At 73.3% G+C, this 18,576-nt stretch carries 9 protein-coding genes; 2 read left to right on the forward strand and 7 right to left on the reverse strand.

The features are described 5' to 3' along the window. From DTB53_RS25825 to DTB53_RS25840, 4 genes are all read right to left on the reverse strand, one after another. Positions 1-5,787: non-ribosomal peptide synthetase (locus DTB53_RS25825; protein ID WP_370454225.1), on the reverse strand; the 5,787-nt coding region annotated here is incomplete at its 3' end. A 263-nt stretch (positions 5,788-6,050) separates the two neighbouring features. Continuing rightward, positions 6,051-7,289, reverse strand: a complete 1,239-nt coding sequence (locus DTB53_RS25830) for a cytochrome P450 (RefSeq protein ID WP_012379767.1) — start codon at positions 7,287-7,289, stop codon at positions 6,051-6,053. After that, a complete protein-coding gene (locus DTB53_RS25835; RefSeq protein ID WP_003967389.1) occupies positions 7,286-8,263 on the reverse strand; it encodes a TauD/TfdA family dioxygenase in 978 nt (325 codons plus the stop codon). Before DTB53_RS25835 ends, DTB53_RS25830 begins: the two co-directional genes overlap by 4 nt. Then, positions 8,260-12,279 (reverse strand): PA14 domain-containing protein, encoded by a 4,020-nt coding sequence (locus tag DTB53_RS25840; protein ID WP_012379768.1) that lies wholly within the window; start codon positions 12,277-12,279, stop codon positions 8,260-8,262. Before DTB53_RS25840 ends, DTB53_RS25835 begins: the two co-directional genes overlap by 4 nt. A 165-nt stretch (positions 12,280-12,444) precedes the next feature. Here DTB53_RS25840 and DTB53_RS25845 point away from each other — a divergent pair, with 165 nt between their 5' ends. Beyond that, a complete protein-coding gene (locus DTB53_RS25845; RefSeq protein ID WP_003967391.1) occupies positions 12,445-13,095 on the forward strand; it encodes a response regulator in 651 nt (216 codons plus the stop codon). Positions 13,096-13,295: 200 nt separating this feature from the next. On the opposite strand, the gene DTB53_RS25850 is transcribed toward DTB53_RS25845, so the two are convergent. The 3 genes from DTB53_RS25850 to DTB53_RS25860 all read right to left on the reverse strand — a co-directional run bounded on the left by DTB53_RS25850 (position 13,296) and on the right by DTB53_RS25860 (position 17,081). Next, positions 13,296-13,553 (reverse strand): LysR family transcriptional regulator, encoded by a 258-nt coding sequence (locus tag DTB53_RS25850; protein ID WP_003967392.1) that lies wholly within the window; start codon positions 13,551-13,553, stop codon positions 13,296-13,298. Positions 13,554-13,773: 220 nt separating this feature from the next. Beyond that, a complete protein-coding gene (locus DTB53_RS25855; protein WP_012379769.1) occupies positions 13,774-16,311 on the reverse strand; it encodes an ABC transporter permease in 2,538 nt (845 codons plus the stop codon). Next, positions 16,311-17,081, reverse strand: a complete 771-nt coding sequence (locus tag DTB53_RS25860) for an ABC transporter ATP-binding protein (protein WP_012379770.1) — start codon at positions 17,079-17,081, stop codon at positions 16,311-16,313. The genes DTB53_RS25855 and DTB53_RS25860 overlap by 1 nt, the downstream gene beginning before the upstream one ends. A 256-nt stretch (positions 17,082-17,337) precedes the next feature. On the opposite strand from DTB53_RS25860, the gene DTB53_RS25865 reads away from it, so the two are divergent. Next, the gene (locus DTB53_RS25865; protein ID WP_012379771.1) at positions 17,338-18,561 is read left to right on the forward strand and encodes a cytochrome P450 family protein; all 1,224 of its coding nucleotides are present in this window, start codon (positions 17,338-17,340) and stop codon (positions 18,559-18,561) included. The last annotated feature ends 15 nt before the right edge of the window (positions 18,562-18,576 follow it).

Here is an 18,576-nt window from a genome sequence, read left to right on the forward strand (position 1 = left end):
GCCGCCCTCCCACAGCGCGCCCCAGTCGTCGACGCCCGGGCGCAGCCGGGCCGGCCTGATGGTGGTGAACCAGCCGACCGTGCGGGACAGGTCCAGGCCCTCGGCGATCTCCTGCCGGCCGTGGCCCTCCACGTCGATGAGGACCCCGGCGTCCGCTTCCCCGCCCCGGTGGTGCGCCCGGTGCTCCAGGGCGATGGCCAGCGCGGTGACCAGCACCTCGTGCACGCTCGCGTTCAGCGCCCCGGGGACCCGGTCGAGGAGGGGCCCGGTGATGTCCGCGGACAGGGTGCGGGTGAGCCGGCGGGCGGCTCCCGCGGTGTCCCTGGCCGGGTCGAGCGGCCGGTCGGCCAGGACGGGGGCGGGCAGCGCGAGCGCCCTCTCCCAGTGGGCCCGTTCGCCGGACCGGGCGGCCGTCTGCCCGGCGAGCAGTTCGGCCCAGCGCCGCCACGGCGTTCCCACCGGGGCGAGTTCGGGGTCCTTGCCGGCCGCGACCGCCTCCCGGGCGGCTCGCAGGTCCGGCAGGAGGACGGACCAGGACACGCCGTCGACGACCAGGTGGTGGGCGGCGATGAGCAGCCGGCCCGGTGTGTCGGGGCCGGCGTCGAACCAGACCGCCTGGACCATGGCCCCGGCCCCGGGGTCCAGCCGGTTCCAGGCCGCCCGGGCCTCCCGGCCGATCACGGTGCGCAGCTCGTCGCCGTCGATGCCGGCGATGTCGGTGCGGTGCACGAGACCGGCCGCCGCGACCGTGCCGCGCCCGGGGATCGTGTACGTCCAGCCGGCGTCGCCCGCCCGGTCCAGCCGGGTGCGCAGGGCGTCGTGCCGGTCGAGGACCGCCTGGAGGGCCCGGGTGAGTTCGTCCCGGCCGAGCCCGGCCGGGGTCAGGACGAGTGCGCTCTGGTGGAACGCGTCGACGGGGCCGCCGCGCTCCTCCAGCCAGCGCATGATCGGGGTCGCGGGGAACGCGCCGACGCCGGCGTTCTCGTCGGCCCGCGCGGGAGCCGCTTCGGTGGCCTCGGCGGCCAGCGCGGCCACCGTCTTGAGCTCGAACACCTCCTTGGGGGAGAAGACGAGCCCCTTGCGGCGGGCGCGGGACACCAGCTGGATCGAGACGATGCTGTCGCCGCCCAGCTCGAAGAAGCTGTCGTGCAGGCCGACGCTCTCGCGGCCGAGCACCTCGGCGAACAGCCCGGCGATCACCTCCTCCGCGGGGGTCCGCGCCCCGCCCGCGTCACCGGCTCCGGCGGTCTCGCGCTCCGGCGCGGGCAGCGCCCTGCGGTCGAGCTTGCCGTTCGGGGTCAGCGGCAGGGCGTCGAGCACGACGGCGACGGCGGGGGTCATGTACGCGGGCAGCGCCCGTGCCGCCCAGGCCAGGAGGTCGGCCTCGGCGGGGGGTGCGCCGTCGCCGGGGACGACGTATCCGACGAGCCTGCGGTGGCCCGGCACGTCCTCGCGGACCGCGGCGGCGGACCGTGCGACCCCGGGGTGGCGGGCCAGCACCGCCTCGATCTCGCCCAGTTCGACGCGGAAGCCGTTGAGCTTGATCTGGTCGTCGACGCGCCCGAGGTACTCCAGCAGGCCGTCGGCGCGCCAGCGGCCCACGTCGCCGGTGCGGTACATGCGGGCGCCCGGGGGGCCGTAGGGGTCGGCGACGAAGCGTTCGGCGGTGAGCCCCGGCCGGTCCAGGTAGCCGCGGGCCAACTGCCCGCCGCCGAGGTAGATCTCGCCCCGGCTGCCGGGCGGTACGGGGGCCAGCGCGGGGTCCAGGACCCGGACGGCCGAGTTGCGCATCGGCCGGCCGATCGGCACGGGCCCGCCGGGGACGGTGTCGTCGGGGCCGATCCGGAACTCCACGCAGCCGACGGTGGCCTCGGTCGGCCCGTACTCGTTGACGACCGCGATCCCCGGCCGGTGCCTGCGCAGCTCCTCGACCGCCTCGCCGAGCAGCATCTCGCCGCCCACGACCAGTTCGTCGCTGGGCGAGAACTCCTCGGGCAGCACGCCGAGCAGGGCCAGGTGCGCCGGGGTCGCCTTGAGGAAGGACGGGCGGGGCGCGCCGCTCCCGGGCCCTTCGAGGGCGGTCACCCGCACGGTGCCGCCCGAGATCAGCGGGGCGTACAGCGAGGTGACGGTCAGGTCGAAGGAGACGGGCGAGTGGAGCAGGGTGCCGCCCGCGACCGAGGGGTAGCCGTCCCGTGCGCACTCCAGGTAGACGGCGACCGACCGGTGGGTCACGACGACGCCCTTGGGGCGGCCGGTGGAGCCGGAGGTGTAGATCACGTAGGCGGGGTGGTCCGGGTCCAGCGGTCGCGACCGGTCGGTGTCCGCCGGGGCGCCCGGGTCCGGCGCCGGGTCGCGGAGCTCCTCGGCGGCGTCGAGCACCGGCGTCCCGGCGGGCACCGCCGGGGGCGGGGCCCCCGGTCCGGCCAGGACCAGGGCCGGGGAGGCGTCGGCGAGCATGTGGGCGATCCGCTCACCGGGGTAGTCGGGGTCGACCGGCACGTAGGCCGCACCGGACTTGAGGACGGCGAGCAGCGCGACCACCAGCTCCGCCGAGCGGGGCAGCAGCACGGCGACGCGCTGCTCGGGGCCGGCCCCGGCGCGGATCAGCCGCCGCGCCAGCCGGTTCGACAGCGCGTCGAGTTCGCCGTACGAGAGGGTGCGGTCGCCCTCGATCAGGGCCGGCGCGCCGGGGGTCCTGGCGGCCTGCCGCTCGAAGAGGGCGGGGAGGAGGAGATCCGCGCCGGCCTCCGCGGCAAGCCCGAACTCCTCCAGGACCAGGCGTCGTTCGTCGCCGATGAGGATGTCGACGTCGGCGATGCGCCGGTCCGGGTCGGCGGTGAAGGCCTCCAGGACCCGCAGCAGGCGGACGCTCATGGCCTCGACGGTGGAGCGGTCGAACAGATCGGTGCTGAACTCCAGCCGGCCGCTGATCCCGGCGGCGGCCTCGTGGCCCGCCGAGCGCTCGTCCAGACCGAACAGGAGGTCGATCTTGGTGACGCCGGGGTCGACCTGCTGCGGGGTGGTGACCAGACCCGGCAGTTCCAGGCGGGACTCGGCGGGGGTCTGCACGTCCATCATCACCTGGAACAGCGGGTTCCTGGCGAGTGAGCGCTCCGGGTTGAGCGCCTCGACGAGCCGCTCGAAGGGCACGTCCTGGTTGGCGTGCGCGGAGAGCGACATCTCCCGCGCGCGGTCGATGAGTTCGCCGACGCTCGGGTTGCCGGAGAGGTCGTTGCGGAACACCACGGTGTTCACGAAGCAGCCGACGAGGCCGTCGAGGCTCGCGTCGCCGCGGCCGGCGACCGCGCTGCCGAGCGGGATGTCCTCCCCCGCCCCGAGCTTGCCCAGGAGCACGGCGACCGCGCTCTGGAGCACCATGAAGAGGCTGGCCCGGTGCGCGCGCCCGAGCTCGGTGAGCCTGCGGTGCAAACCGGCGTCGATGTCGAAGCGGACGATGTCGCCGCGCTGGCTCAGCTCGCCGGGCCGTCGCCGGTCGAGGGGCAGTTCCAGCTCCTCGGGCAGTCCGGCCAGGGCCTGCTTCCAGTGGTCGAGCTGGCGGGCCAGGGTGCTGTCCGGGTCGTTCTCGTCGCCCAGCTCCGCCTGCTGCCACAGGGTGTAGTCGGCGTACTGGACCGGCATCGGCGCAAAGGCCGGCGGCTCACCGGAGGTGCGGGCCGTGTAGGCGAGGCCGAGGTCGCGGGCGAGGGGGGCCAGCGAGAGGCCGTCGGCGACGATGTGGTGCAAGACGATCAGCAGGACGTGGTCCTCGGGTCCGAGGACCAGCAGCCGGGGGCGTACGGCGAGCCTTTCGGTCAGGTCGAAGCCCTCGGCGACCACCTCGGCGACGGTCGCGTCCACCGTGGCGGCGTCGGCGGGCGACTGGGTGAGGACCACCTCCGCAGCGGCCTCGGCCGGCGGGAGGATGTGCTGGCGCGGCGTCCCGTCCGTCTCGGGGAACGTCGTCCGCAGGCTCTCGTGGCGGGCGAGGACGTCCTGGAACGCCGCGGCGAGCGCGGGGCGGTCCAGGCGGCCGGTCAGCCGGAGCGCGAGACCCATGTTGTACGCGCCGCTGGGTCCCTGGAGCCGGTTCACCAGCCAGAGGCGCTGCTGGGTGAGGGAGAGCGGGAGCACGGCGGGGCGGTCGAGCGGCTTCAGGACGCTCCGGTGGGTGGCGGAGCGGGCGAGGCGGCCGGCGAGGGCGGCGACGGTGGGGGTCTCGAAGACGGTACGGATGGAGAGTTCCGCCCCGAAGGTCTCGCGGATCCGGCCGAGCAGCCGGATCGCGGTGAGGGAGTGGCCGCCGAGGGCGAAGAAGTCGTCGTCGATACCGACCCGTCCGACCGAGAGCACCTCGGCGACCAGGGCGCAGAGCCGCTCCTCGCGGGCGGTCCGCGGGGCCCGGTAGGGCGCGGGGGCCTGCGCGGGGGTGGCGTCCCCGGTGTCCGCCGGGGGGACCCAGCCGACGGGCGCGCCGGTGACGACGGAGTCCAGCCGGTCGTCCGGTCCGGCGCCGGCCAGGGCGGTGAGGAAGCCGGTGAACGCCTCGCTGTGCCCGGTCACCGACTCCTCGGTGTAGAGGTCGGCGTTGGCGTGGAGGTCGAGGAGGAAGCCCGCGTCGGGCGTCCGGTTGTCGACGATCAGGGAGAGGTCTTCCTCGGGCCCGACGGAGAAGCCGCGCACGGTCGCGGGGTGCCCGGCGAAGGAGAGCCGCTCGCCGTACATGAGGAGGTTGATCTCGGGGCCCCACAGCCGCTTGCGGTCGCCGACGCGGCCGAGGTCGCGGTGGATGTCCTCGTAGCGGTAGCGCTGGTGCCGCAGCGCCCCGTGGATCTCCTCGCTCACTGAGCGGAGGAAGGCGCCCACGGTGCCGGACGGCACGGGGCGCAGCCGCAGCGGCAGCGCGTTGGACACCATGCCCGGGGTGCGCCTGCTCGCGGCGGACCGGGCGCTGACGGCCAGCCCGAGCACGAGGTCGTCGGCGCCGGTCAGCTGCCCGAGGTGGGCGGCGATGCCCGCGACGACCACGGCGGGCCAGGCGACGCGGGTCTCCCGGGCGAGGTCGCGCAGCGCCTCGGCGTGCGCGGGGGCGACCGGTCGGGTCCGGCGGATGTGGTCGGTGGGCACGCGGGTGGGGCGGCCGGCGAGGGTGACCGGTTCGGGGGCGCCGGCCAGCCGTTGCGACCAGTACGCGCGGTCGGTGGTGAACTGCTCGGAGCGCCGGTAGCCGGTGTCGAGGCCGACGAGCTCGGCCAGGGTGCCGAAGGTGCTCGGCGGCGGCTCCTCGCCGGCCGCCAGGGCCGAGTAGAGGGCCGCGACCCGGGACACGATCAGGGACCAGCTGTAGCCGTCCACGACGGTGTGGTGGACCCGGCTGAACCAGGTGTGGCGGTCGGCGGCCAGCTTGAGCAGACCGAAGGTGAACAGCGGCCCGCCGGCCGGATCCACCGGCTCCCGCACCCGGTCCAGCATCCACTCCTCGGCGCGGGCTGCGGGGTCGGCGTCGGCGCTGACGTCGACGTGGTGCAACGGCAGGTCCATGCCCTCCACCGGCGACTGCACGGGCCCGTCGGCTCCGGTCCCGAAGCCGACCCGCAGGGTCTCGGCCTCGTCGACGACGCGGCGCAGGGCGGCCTCGAAGAGGGAGACATCGATCCCGCCCCGAATCTCGACGCATTCGGCGATGCTGTACATCGGATTGTCCGGATTCACCTGCTGCGCAAGCCACATTCCGTGCTGAGCGGCCGTCAGCGGCAAATGGAATCCATTCCGATCAGCCATTTCCATTCACTCCGATTGAGTAGACGCGTCGAAACCGGCAGAAGATCGCTCACCGATGGGCACGGCAGTCGCGACCCGGCCCACACTACGAATCAATGGGAGGCGCTCCACCGACTCATGAAAAACTTCGATCCACCGGGATCCGCGTATCGAAGAATGCTCATCGCGCTTTACACGGGCGGCTCCGCCGCGGGCTGCGGACATGGCGCGTGCCCCGCTCCTGGGGAGGAACGGGGCACGCTTCCAGCACGGATCGCGGCGCGGGGGCCTCAGGTCCTGTCGCCGGTGACCGGCCGCAGGGAGACGGGCAGACTGCTGTATCCGTGCAGGAAATTGGAGTGGATGGGCCGCGCCGGGGCGGTGGGCTCCATCGCGGCGACATGGGTGCGCAGTGCGGTCAGCAGGGCGTGGATCTCCCCCCGGCCCAGATAGGCGCCGAGGCAGAAATGCGGACCGTATCCGAACGACACGTGTTTGTTGGGCGTCCTGGCCAGGTCGAACTCCTCAGGACGGTCGAACACCGTCTCGTCGTAGTTGGCCGAGCTGTTCCAGAGCGTGACGACGTCGCCGGCGCGGATCGTCCGGCCGCCGATCTCCACGTCCGTCAGCGCCCGCCGGCCGAAGTGCATGGCCGGGGTGACCCAGCGCAGCACCTCCTCGACGGCGCTGTCGACGGAGACCTCCCCCGAGACGAGGCGCCGCCACTGGTCGGGGTGTTCCATCAGCTCGTGCACCGCGCAGATCATCGACAGCCGGCTGGTCTCGTCGCCGCCGATGATGACGCTGTAGCAGTTGAAGACGATCTCCTGCTCGGTGAGCGGCTTCCCGTCGACGGTCGCCGTGGCCAGCACGCTCACCACGTCGTCCCGCGGATCCTCCCGCCGGATCTCCGCCAGCTCCGAGAAGTAGTAGAGGAGTTCGTTGCGGGCGACCACCGCCTCCTCGGCCGACTGCCCGGCCTCCTCGGCGCTGAGGGCCTGCTTGGTCAGGGAGAGCAGGTAGTCACGGTCGGCGGCGGGCGCGCCCAGCAGGTCGGCGATGGTGGCCATGGGAATGTGCTCGGCCACGTCCTGGGCGAAGTCGCAGCTCCCGCGGCCGACGGCCTCCCGCACCAGCCGGTCGGCCCTGCGGCGCACGCCCTCGACCACGGAGGCGAGGAGCCGCGGTGAGAAGGCCTTGAGCAGCAGGTTGCGCAGCTCCCGGTGGCGGCGGCCGTCGGTGACCGCCAGCATCTGCCCCGCGGCCGAGTCGCCGCCCTCCAGGAGGGTGGCGAGGACGTTGCCCCGCTCGGAGGTGAACCGCTTGTTGTCCCGGTAGACCTCCATGACGTCCCGGTAGCGGGACAGGACCCAGAAGCCGGGCACCTGACGGCCCTCGACGGGATGCCAGTGGACCGGGCTGTGGGACCTGAACTCCTGCCAGAGGCCGACCAGGTCGTCCTTGCGGTCGAGGAAGGTCTGCGGGTCCGTGAGGTCGACGCCGTGCAGCGTGGACGTGGCCGTCGTCATGCCCCGGCCGTCTCGCGCTGGGTCATGGCCACCAGGACCTTGCGGTCGCCGGTGAAGGGCCGGCGGCCGTGCGAGGTGAGGAGGTTGTCGATCATCAGGAGGTCGCCGGTGTTCCAGGTCTCGGCGAGGGTGATCTCGTCGTAGACGCCGAGGACGGTGGCGATCTCGTCGGCGGTGATGGGCGTGCCGTCGCCGTAGTAGGCGTTGCGCGGCAGCCCGTCCTCGCCGCAGATCTCCAGCAGCCCCTCGCGCACCGCCTCGGGCAGCGCGTTGACGTGGAAAAGGTGCGCCTGGTTGAACCAGACCCGCTGCCCGGTGACGGGGTGCGCCAGCACCGCGGGGCGCCGCTGCCGGGTGCGCAGCACGTCGCCGTCCCACCGCGTCTCGATGCCGTGGTCGGAGCAGTAGCTCTCGACGTAACCCTTGTCGTCGCTCTGGAACCCCTCCTGCCAGGACAGGCCCATTCCGGTGCGGTAGGTGCGGGTGTACAGGACCCCCTTCTCCTCGAACCGCCGGACCAGCCCGGCCGGCAGGCGGTCGAGTACGGCGGTGCTGTCGGCGACCGGGGTCTCCCCGCCGGTCTCCGCGGCGAGCGCGCAGAAGAAGAAGACGTTGTGCGGCCAGTTCTCCGAGTACGCGCTCTCGTTGTGCTGCGGGATGCTCTGGTCCTTGGGGTACTCGGTCGAGGTGTAGACCTTGCCGGTGACCCTGGAGCGCGGTGTGGAGCGCTCGTTGTACTCCAGGGTCCGGCCGCCGATCTCCTCGGCTATCTCGGCGAGTTCGGCCTGCTCGACCAGCCCGCTGCTCTTGACCATGACGGCCGCGTGCTCGTACATCGCCGACCGCAGGGCCCCGGCGTTGGCCGTGAACCAGTCGCGGTGGTCACCGCCCGCGGTGGGCCGCACCCGCACCATGCGGCTGCCGTGGTGCTCCAGGATCTCGGTGTCGGCGTCGGTAAAGGGCGTCTTCGTCATTCCGTCTCCACGTCCAGGTCGTAGCCATTGATGCTCGTGCGGTTGACCGGGTCGCCGGCCGCGTACTCGTAGGGATTGAGGAAGGGGCCGCCGGACACCGGGGCGGAGAACCGGCCGAAGGCGGTGTTCAGCACACGGGTGTCGAGCACCACGTTGTACAGCGCGCCCTCGTGCTCGGTGCCCACCTGGTACTGGCCGAGCCAGCCGTAGTCGAAGTCGCCCGGCAGGTTGTCCGGCAGGTGCTGGGGGTCGACCGTCCCGTCCGCCCGGAGCGCCTCGCCGTACAGGCCGTACCGGTACAGGTCGCCCTGCTGCCGGCCGGTGTCGCCGGCGACGAGGAACAGGTCGCCGCGGACCGTCGGTGCGCTCCACGTCGTGGTCCGGCCGGCCGCCGGGGCCCCGGCGGCGTGCGAGAGGACGACGCCGCCCGGCAGCCCGATCACCCGGGTCAGCAGCCGTCCGTCCTCGCCGAGGACCAGGTCGGGGGCCGGGTCGTTCATGTCGGTGTGGCCGTAGCCGACGCTCTCGGAGCCCGCGTCGGTCGTGGCCGTGCGGGTGAGGAAGCGGTCGGCGATGTCCTTGGTGTAGCGGACGTCGGCCGCGCCGGGCCCCGTGACGGCGACGCCGATGTGCCGCTCGACGGCGTCCTGGCGCTGGGTGAGCCGCGCGCCGCCGGAACGGTATCCGGTGAGGTGCCCGTTGAGGCCGTACGCGGTGTCGGTGACGGGGTCGTCGCCGGTGGTCGCGAGCAGCCGGTCGGCGTCGTCGTAGCAGTAGCCGGTGACGGTGCTCCCGTCGGCGGTGCGGTCGGTGAGCCGGACGACGTTGCCGTTGGCCCCGGCGTTGGCGCGGGTGCCGTCCGGGCACTCCCCGGCCGAGGGCGCGGTGAAGTCACGGGTGTAGGTGTGTCCCGTGATCCGGGCCTCGACGAGCCGGCCGGCCGCGTCGTAGCGGAAGTCGGGGCCGCCGGGCCCGGACTCCCGCCCCGCGAGGGACTCGTCCACCACAGCGCCCGAGCGCGAGCGGGTGACCTCGCTCGTCCGCTCCGTGCCGTCCGCGAGGACCCAGTTCTTGGCGGTGATCCGCCCGGCCTCGTCGCGGGCCACGGAGAGCCGCATCCCGTTGGCGTAGCGCACGCTCCGCAGCGAGCCCGCGTCGTCGTGCGCGGTCGAGGCGAGCTGCCTGCCGTTCAGCACGACCGCCAGGACCCGGCCGGCGGCGTCGTACCGCGTCCGCTCGGTCTGGGTGGCGCCGGACGGCGGCGTCACCCGCTGGAGTTCGGCCCGGCCCGCCCGGTCGTACGCGGTACGGGTGCGGGTGCCCCGGCCGTCGGTGTAGCTCACGGTACGGCCGAGCAGGTCGACGGTGCTGGTGACGAAGTGGTCGTGCTGGGTCGCGCGCAGCGTCAGCGGGTCGCCGCCGTGGGCGCTGTCGTAGTCGACGCTCCACGCGGGCAGGCTGGAGTTGCCCGGCATGGACATCCGGCCGATCCGGCCCCGGTCGTCGTAGGCGACGCAGGTCCAGTCGGGCCCGCCGAAGTTCACCGCGACCGGCAGCCCGCGTGCGCCGTAGACGAACTTCTCGACCCGTGCGGTCCCGTCCGCCGCGGTGGGCAGGGTGATGGAGCGGGGCAGACCGCGCTGGGCGACCGGGTCGTTCCCGGCGGTGCAGGGGTTGTCGGCGCTCTCCGACGGCCCGTAGTAGCCGTAGGTCTTGCGGGTGCCGTTGGCGAGGATCTCCGCGACCGGCCGGAAGGCCTCGTCGAACTCGTATCCGGTGGTCAGGGCGAGGCCGTCGGGGTCGGTGACCAGCTCGGCGGGGAGGCCCGTCGCGTCGAACCGGGTCAGCGCGACCAGCGGCGGCACCCCGAGGGAGTCGGCTCGCACGGTCGTCAGCCCCTCGGGGCCGAGCGTCGTCGTGGTGGCGGGGACGGCCCCGCAGCCCTCGGGGACGGGCGAGACGGGCCGCAGGTCCGGGCCGAAGCAGGCGCGCGGTCCCGGGCCGTACTCGCCGACCGGCATGCCGGAGGCGTCGTGGACGGTCGTGCTCAGCCGGCCCGCCGGATCCGTCGTCGACTCCGGCTGGTCGGCCGCGGTCCAGGTGTACCGGGTGGTGCGCCGGGTGCCGTCGGTGTCCGTCGTCGTGCGGCCCGCGGTGTCGTGGGTGACCCTGCGGGCCCAGCCCTGCGGGGTCCGCACCCCCGCGACGCCGACCTCCGTGACGCCCGGGGAGTAGGTGTAGTCGCGCCGTGGCCGGGCGTCGCCCGTGGTCGCGGTCCCGTCCGGGGCGGGCCCGGTCACCCGGCTCGCCGCGGCCGATCCCGGCCGGTAGTCGATCCGGTACCGGGCGGCCTCGGTGTCGCGCCCCGCGCCCGCCGCGATCCAGTCCATGACCAGCGGCGGCCGTACGGCGCCGAGCAGACCGCCGGAGGTGTAGCCGAAGTCGGTCGTCTCGGCACCGGGGTTGACGAGGCGGCTCAACTTCCCGTTGCGATAGTGGAGTTGGGTGGTGCCGGCGCCGGGGACGCGGACCGCGCACACGAAGCCGGCGGGTGCGGCGGCGTCCGCGCAGTCGTCATCGCCCGCGTAGAGGAACGTGGTCCCGGCGTCCTCGGCGGCCTCGATGCCCGCTGCCGGTCCCGCGGCCGCGTCGGCCTCCGCGCGCCCGGCCGCTCCGGCCGGACCCTTGCGCGGCGCGTGCGGCGCGCTCGCGCCGGGGGCCACGGGCGCCGGGACGGCCGGAGTCGAACCCCGGGCGGCCAAGGCTCCCGGCGCTCCCCCGGCACCCGAAGCACGCGGAACGCCCGAGACGCCGGAGGCGTCCGCCGGGGCGTCGCCGCCCTGTCCGGCGGCGGCGGGGGTGACGGTCCAGCCCGGCGGAAGCACCTCGGCGTCCGGCCGCAGCCAGGACGCGGGGACGGGCGCGGCGCGCCCCGGCCGGGAGACCCACAGCCCGACCTGTCGGCCGTTCACCGGGCGCCGGTGCTGGACTTCGACGGCGTACGAGCGGCCGGACTCCAGTCCGACCGGGCGGCCGTAGGCCGGGCGGTCGCCCGAGGCGTCGGCGCCCCTCCAGTCGTCGAGGAGCGGCTTGCCGTCGACCAGGATCCTCAGACCCCCGTCGTAGACGCCGCCGAGCCGGTACGTCCCGTCGGCGGGCACGGCGAGCCGGCCCTTCCACGCGACCCGGAACGCGGCGTCCGGCTTCGTGCCGGGCAGGGGGCTCTCGCCGCCCCAGCGGAAGTCGACGCGGGCGTCCGCGCGGACGGCTGCGGGCTTCTCGTCCGCGCCGATCCCGGCAGCCGGGTCGCCCGCGTAGTACGCGCCGGTGAGGCCCGAAGCGGATTCCACGGCTTGGGAGTTGTAGGTGAAGGTCGCGCCCAGGAGGCCGGCGCCGGTGGACGTCCGGGCCGTGTCGACGGAGGCGGTGACGTTGCCGGTGGCCAGGTTCACCGTGACCGGGCCGAGCCCGTCGGTGGGGGCCGGGCCGCCCTCCGGCCGGGCCCCGAGCCGCTGGTTCACGGTGAAGCCGCGGGCGGCGGAGTCCTCGCCGACCCGGCCGGAGGAGTCCTTGGTCCGCACGGTCCAGGTGTACCGGCCGCCGTCCCTCAGGACGCCTGCAGGAACCTGCCAGCGCGGCGAGGAGACCCAGCCCGAGGAGGTGACCTGCCCGGTGCGCGGGGTGTCGCCGGTCGCCACCACGAACTCGTAACGGGCCCTCCCCGTACGGCGGTCGGCGACCAGCTCCGGCCGGACGCCGCTCAGCACCGCCCCGTCGGCCGGCCGGCTCGCCACCGCCCGTACGGCGTCCTTGACCGGGGTCGCCGTGCCGAACGCGGCGGCGGGCCAGGCCGGCCGGTCACCGGTCGCGTCCGGGGCGGGCAGCAGCGGCACGCGGGTCGCGTCGCCCCTCGCCGCGGTCCCGGCCGAGGCCGGGAACCCCGCGCCGAGCAGCGTGAACGACAGTGCCGTCGCCCCGGCCGCCGCCAGCGCTCTGATTCTCCTGGTGTGAGCCATGCCCAGTCACCGCTCCAAAGGAAAGGGGGAAAGCACCGCCCAGCGGCGCTGAAGTTCCTACCCGCCCGATGCTTCCAGCGGCTCGATCCCGGCCGTAGTCCGCAGAAATAATTTGCATACGGTTCCGGTGGCTGAACGGGGCGAACTCGAACTACGGTACCGATCGTGACCATTCGCATACTCCTCGCCGACGACCAGGAATCCGTGCGCGTCGGATTCCGCCTCATCCTGGATTCCCAGCCCGACATGGAGGTGGTCGGCGAGGCGTCCGACGGTCTTCAGGCCGTGGAACTCGCCGCGAAACTGAACCCGGACGTCGTGCTCGCCGACATCCGCATGCCGCGCCTGGACGGTCTGGAGGTCACCCGGCGGCTCGCCGGGCCCGATGCCGAGAACCCGATGCGGGTGGTGGTGGTGACGACCTTCGGGCTCGACGAGTACGTCCACACCGCGCTGGGCAACGGTGCCTGCGGCTTCCTGCTGAAGCGGTCGGGCCCGACGCTGCTGGTGGAGGCGGTGCGGGCCGCGATGGCGGGCGACACGCTGATCAGCCCCTCGCTCACCGTCAGCCTGCTGCGGCACCACCGCGACGCCGGCCGGCCCAGGGCGGCGGAGCCGCTGGACGCGTTGACGGGCCGGGAGACGGAGATCGCCCGGCTGGTCGCCAAGGGGATGACCAACGCGGAGATCGGGGCCGAACTCTTCATCTCGGCCGGTACGGCCAAGACCCATGTCGCCAACGTCCAGCGCAAACTGGACGTCCGCAACCGGGTCGGCATCGCCGCCTGGATCTGGGGCAACGGCCTGGAGGGGTAGCGCCGTTCGTGCGGCGGCCGACGGCGCCCCCGCGCGAGGTGCGCGCACCGGGCGCGCCCGGCCGGCGTGATCCGGGCGGGAGTCCCTGGGCCGGGTGGCCCTGGGCCGGGTGGCCCTGGGCCCGGGGGTCCTGTGGCCGCCTGCGGGGCGGCCCGGCCCCGGACCGCCCGGAGCCGGCTCCGGATCCGGAGCCGCTCGCATCACACCGGCGCGCAGACCCCTTTCATACTGTCGATCAGAGCGAGCACGGCGCGGGCGGACGGCAGGATCATGCGCCCCTCCCGGGTGAGCCGCGCCCCGGTGGAGTCGCGGGTGAAGAGTTTGGCGCCCATCATCTGTTCCAGACACTTGATCTGATAGCTGATAGCCGGCTGCGAATATCCGAGTGCCTTCGCCGCCTGATCCATACGCCCGATCTCGGCCACGAACACGAATGCCCGGAACTCACGCTCATGCATCTCTTCCCCCTGTCACTCGATGGAGCACAAGCGATTGCCAGCGAGTCCGGTGTTCGACCGCCGAAACCACTGGAATTGCTGTCCACTTTCGGCCCACCGGGGGACGAGGGCAATGGAGGGTGCAGGAAGCTGCACGGGCAAAGTCGGACCGGACCCGGCGCAGACCGAAGGCGCCCTCCCGGGGGATCGGAGGACGCCTTCGGAGCAGGGGTGCGTCCGGTCAGCCGTGGCTGATGGCCGCCAGGACGTTCAGCCGTGCGCCGCGCCGGGCCGGGGCGATCGAGGCGATCACCCCGACCACCGCCGCGCCCACCACGTAGGCCAGCATCTGGCCCCAGGGGAGCGACAGTTGGCTGACGCCCTGGTCCTCCATCCCGCGGGCCACCGCGAGGCCGAGCGCCCCGCCCACGACGACGCCGAGCACCGCGCCGAAGAGGGAGATCACCACCGACTCGGTCATGATCATGCGCATGGTCTGGCCGCGGCTGAGGCCGATCGCCCGCAGCGTGCCCATCTCCCGGGTCCGCTCCAGGACCGACAGGGCCAGCGTGTTCACGATGCCGAGGACCGCGATGAGCATGGCCACCCCCAGCAGCGCCTGCACGATGGTGAGCATCATGGCGAACCCGCCGCTGAACATCTCGATCACATCGGCGCGGGTCTGCACGGTGACTTCGGGACTGCCCTTGAGCCGGGTCTCGATCTGCGACCGGACCTGGCTCTCGTCCGCCCCGCCCGCCAGCTGGAAGTAGGCCTGCGAGGGCTGCTTGGAGCGGAAGCCCGCCTCGGCGTCCGCCCAGGGCACGACCATGCCGTTGGACAGGGTCGAGTCCGCGAAGACCCCGGCCACCCGGTAGGTGTGGGAGTCACCGCGCTGGAGCTGGACCTCGATCCGGTCGCCGACCTTCGCGTCCCTGCTCTCGGCCGTGCTCTCGTTGACGATCACGGCCCCGGCGGGCAGGGTGTCGATGTTCCCGTCCACCCGCTTCAGACCGAGCACCTCGCGGGCCTTCGCCCAGTCCTGCCAGGAGGCGACCGCCTGGTTCTCCTTGCCGATCTTCGCCGTGTCCATGGTGGCGGCGGCGACGTTCCGGACCCCGGGCACCTCGGCGATCTCTGCCAGGGCCGCCGGAGCGATCGAGGCGGAGGACGCCGAACCCGCTTCGCCCATCGCCACCAGCTCCGCCTTGAGGTCCCGCTTGATGTCGCCGGCGACGCTGTTCTCGGCCGAGACGGCCACGGTGCTGATGGCCGTGACCAGCGCCACGCCGATCATCATCGCCGAGGCGGTGATGGCCGTACGGCGCGGGTTGCGGGCCGAGTTGGCGCGGCCGAGCGACCCCGGGGTCGAGCGGGCGAACACCGCGCCGAGCACCTGGACCGACGGCTTGCTGAACAGCGGGGTGAGCAGGGAGACGCCGACGAAGGCCAGCAGCACGCCGGGGATGATCAGCGAGGCTCCGCCGGACCCGAAGAGTCCCGCGGCCAGGAGCAGCGCCCCGAGGCCGAGCATGATCCCGCCGGTCCAGGTCTGTCCCCGGTGCCTGCCCTGCGGTGCGGCGGCGGCGCGGATCACCGCGATGGGGGCGACCTTGGAGGCCCGTACGGCGGGGAAGAGGGCGGACAGCATCGTCACGAGGATGCCCACGGCGAACGAGGTGACCACCGCCTCGACGGGCACGCCGAGCCCGGCGACCTGGAGCCCGTCGGTGGACGAGGCCATCATGTCGGCGCCCAGGGCCCCGATGCCGACCCCGGCGGCCAGTCCCAGGACCGACGAGACGAGGCCGACCACGAACGACTCCACGAGCACGGAGTTGATCATCTGCTTGCGGCTGGCGCCCAGGGCCCGCAGCAGGGCCAGTTCGCGCATCCGCTGGGCGATGATGATCGAGAAGGTGTTGACGATCAGGAAGACGCCGACGAACACCGCGACGCCGGCGAAGCCGAGGAGCAGCATGCCCATCATGTCCAGCATGCCGCGGGACTTGTCGGAGGCCTTCTTGGCCAGCTCCTTGCCGGTGAGCACGTCGTAGCCGCCGCCGAGCTGCTTGCCGAGCGCCGCCCGCACGGTGCCGGCGGCGGCGCCGTCCGCGAGCGTGACCTCGATGCCGGAGAAGCGGTCGGCCCGGCCCAGCATGAGCCGCTGCGCGACCGGGTCGGTGAAGGCCACCGTCTGCTCGCCGCCGATGGAGTCCCGGTCTCCGGAGTAGCCGAAGACTCCGGCCACCACGAACGTCTGCCGGGGCTCGTTCGTCAGCACGCCGACCCGGTCGCCGACCTCGATCCCGGCCTTCTCGGCGAGGCCGGCGTTGACGGCCACCTCGTCGGCCGCGCGCGGTCCGTGGCCCGAGCGGAGCTTGATCAGCCCGCTCTCGCCCCGCCAGCTCTCGCCGTAGCGGGGGCCGCCCGTGCCGGGCACCACCTTGCCGTCCTTCCCGATGACCCGCGCGCCCTCGGTGAGCACCAGCCCGCGCGCCTCGGCGACGCCGTCGACCCGGGAGGCCCGCTCGACCGCGGCGGCGTCCACCGGGGGGACCACCGCCGTCTCACCCTCGGCCTCCACCGCGGGCTTCAGCGCGGCGTGCAGGTCGATATCGGCGTAGGCCCCGGTGAACTGGGCGTCGATGGAGCGGTTCAGGGTGTCCTTGATGACCATGGAACCGGACACGAACATGACAGCCAGGACGACCGCGAGGCCCGACAGGACCAGCCGCAGCTTCCGGGACAGCAGGCTCTTGAGAGTGAAGGTCAGCATCACGCGGCCCCGGTCCTGCCGTCGAGCGAGCGCATCGTGTCGATGACCGCGTCCGCGGTCGGCTCGCTCAGCTCGGTCACGATCCGGCCGTCGGCCAGGAAGACGACCCGGTCCGCGTACGACGCAGCGCGCGGGTCGTGCGTCACCATGACCACCGTCTGGCCGAGCGAACGCACCGAGTCCCGGAGGAATTCGAGCACCTCGGTGCCGGACACGGAGTCCAGGTTGCCGGTCGGCTCGTCGGCGAAGATGACCTCGGGCTGGGAGACCAGGGCCCGGGCGCAGGCCACGCGCTGCTGCTGTCCGCCGGAGAGCTCGGTGGGGCGGTGCCCCAGCCGCTCGGCGAGGCCCACCGTGCCGACCACCCGGTCGAACCAGTCCTTGGACGGCTTGCGCCCCGCGATCGACAGCGGCAGCAGGATGTTCTCCTGAGCCGTCAGCGTCGGGAGCAGGTTGAACTGCTGGAAGATGAAGCCGATCCGGGTGCGGCGCAGCAGCGTCAGCTCCTTGTCGGACATGTCGCTGACCCGGGCGTCGCCGATGAAGACCTCGCCCTCCGTCAGCGTGTCCAGACCCGCCATCGTGTGCATGAGCGTGGACTTGCCCGAACCGGAGGGGCCCATGATGGCGGTGAACTCACCGGCCGCGAACTCGACGTCCACCGAGCGCAGTGCGGCGACCTGTGCCTCTCCCTTGCCGTACAGCTTCGTGACACCGACAGCTCGCGCCACGGTCTGACGCCTGGTCATCGTCGGAATGGTCACGGTCATGACTCACACTCCCCACACGGGTTGATTCGGACAGTCCATGACCGGAGCACTGTGCACCGTGTCCGGCGGTTGCCAAGGAGCCTAGGAGTCGCCTGGATACGGCCACATCTCCCGAACGGCATAGATGATCCCGGCCGCGATGCGGCGATCCGAGCACAGATCGAACTCTTGAAACCAGGCATGTGCCGAACGGCAGAGGCCGCCTAACGTGCCGACCGGATGAAGCGCTCCCGGCGTCACGGCACGGAGGACGGGCATGACCGGCACACAGACCCTTTCCAAGTACTGGATGCTCACCAACGAGTTCACCCAGAACCCCTATCCCGTGCTCGATCACGTGCGGCGCGAGGGCCCGGTGCGCGAGCTTTCGTTCCCGGACGGCGGGCGGGCCTGGGTGGTGACCCGGTACGAGGAGGCGAAGGCGGCCCTCGCCGACCCCCGGCTCAGCCGTGACATCCACGTGCACTACCGGCTGATGTCCCGGCGCACGGGGCGGGCGCTGACGCCCCCGCCCGAGGAGGCGAACCACCTCGCCAACCTGGAGCCGCCCCGGCACACCCCGCTGCGCCGGGCGATCAGCTTCGCGTTCACCCCGCGCCGGGCCGAAGCCCTGCGGCCGAAGGTGGAGCGGATCGCCGACGACCTCCTGGACCGGCTCGGCGAAGCCCCCGAGGCGGAGCTGATCGCCGGGTACGCCGACCCGCTGCCCGTCATCACCATCGCCGAGCTGATGGGCGTGCCCGCCGACGCCTGGCCGGACTTCCTGCGCTGGTCGACGGCGCTGCGCACGCACTCCCCCACGGACGGCTCCGGAGTCCTGGACCGCAACGTCCAGGAGCTGTCGGCCTACATGGCCGACCTGATCGCCCGCAAGGAACGCGAGCCGGGCGAGGACCTGCTCTCCGCGCTGATCCACGCCGCCCCGGAGAACCGGCTCACCCCCACCGAGATCCTCTCCACCGGCTTCGCCCTGATGACCGGCGGCAACGACACCACCGCGAGTCTGGTCGGCGGGGTGATCGCCGCCCTGCTCACGCACCCCCGGGAGCGGGCCCGGCTGCTGGCGGACACCGGCCGCTGGGGCAAGTCGATGGACGAGCTGATCCGCTACGTGAGCCCCATCAGCAACGCCCTGCAACGCGTCACCACCGAGCCGGTCGACGTGGGCGGCGTGACCATCCCGGCCGGCGAGGTCGTCGTCGTCTGCGTCATGTCGACCAACCGGGACACCGGGCAGTTCCCCGGCCACCCCGACCGGCTCGACCTCGACCGGGTCAAGCCCGCCCACCTCAGCTTCGGTTTCGGCATCCACTACTGCTCCGGCGCCCACCTGGCGAAGGTCATCACGGAGGTGTCCGCCCGCCGCCTCTTCGAGCGCTTCCCCGCGGCCCGGCTCGCCGTCGACCCGTCCCGGCTGCGCTACCAGCAGAACGTGGTGGTCCGCCCGCTGGAGGCGCTGCCCGTCCTGCTGCGCCCGTGATCCGACGCCGGGCGC

Origin of the sequence: Streptomyces griseus (assembly GCF_900460065.1) — a bacterium.
Lineage (GTDB): Bacteria > Actinomycetota > Actinomycetes > Streptomycetales > Streptomycetaceae > Streptomyces > Streptomyces griseus.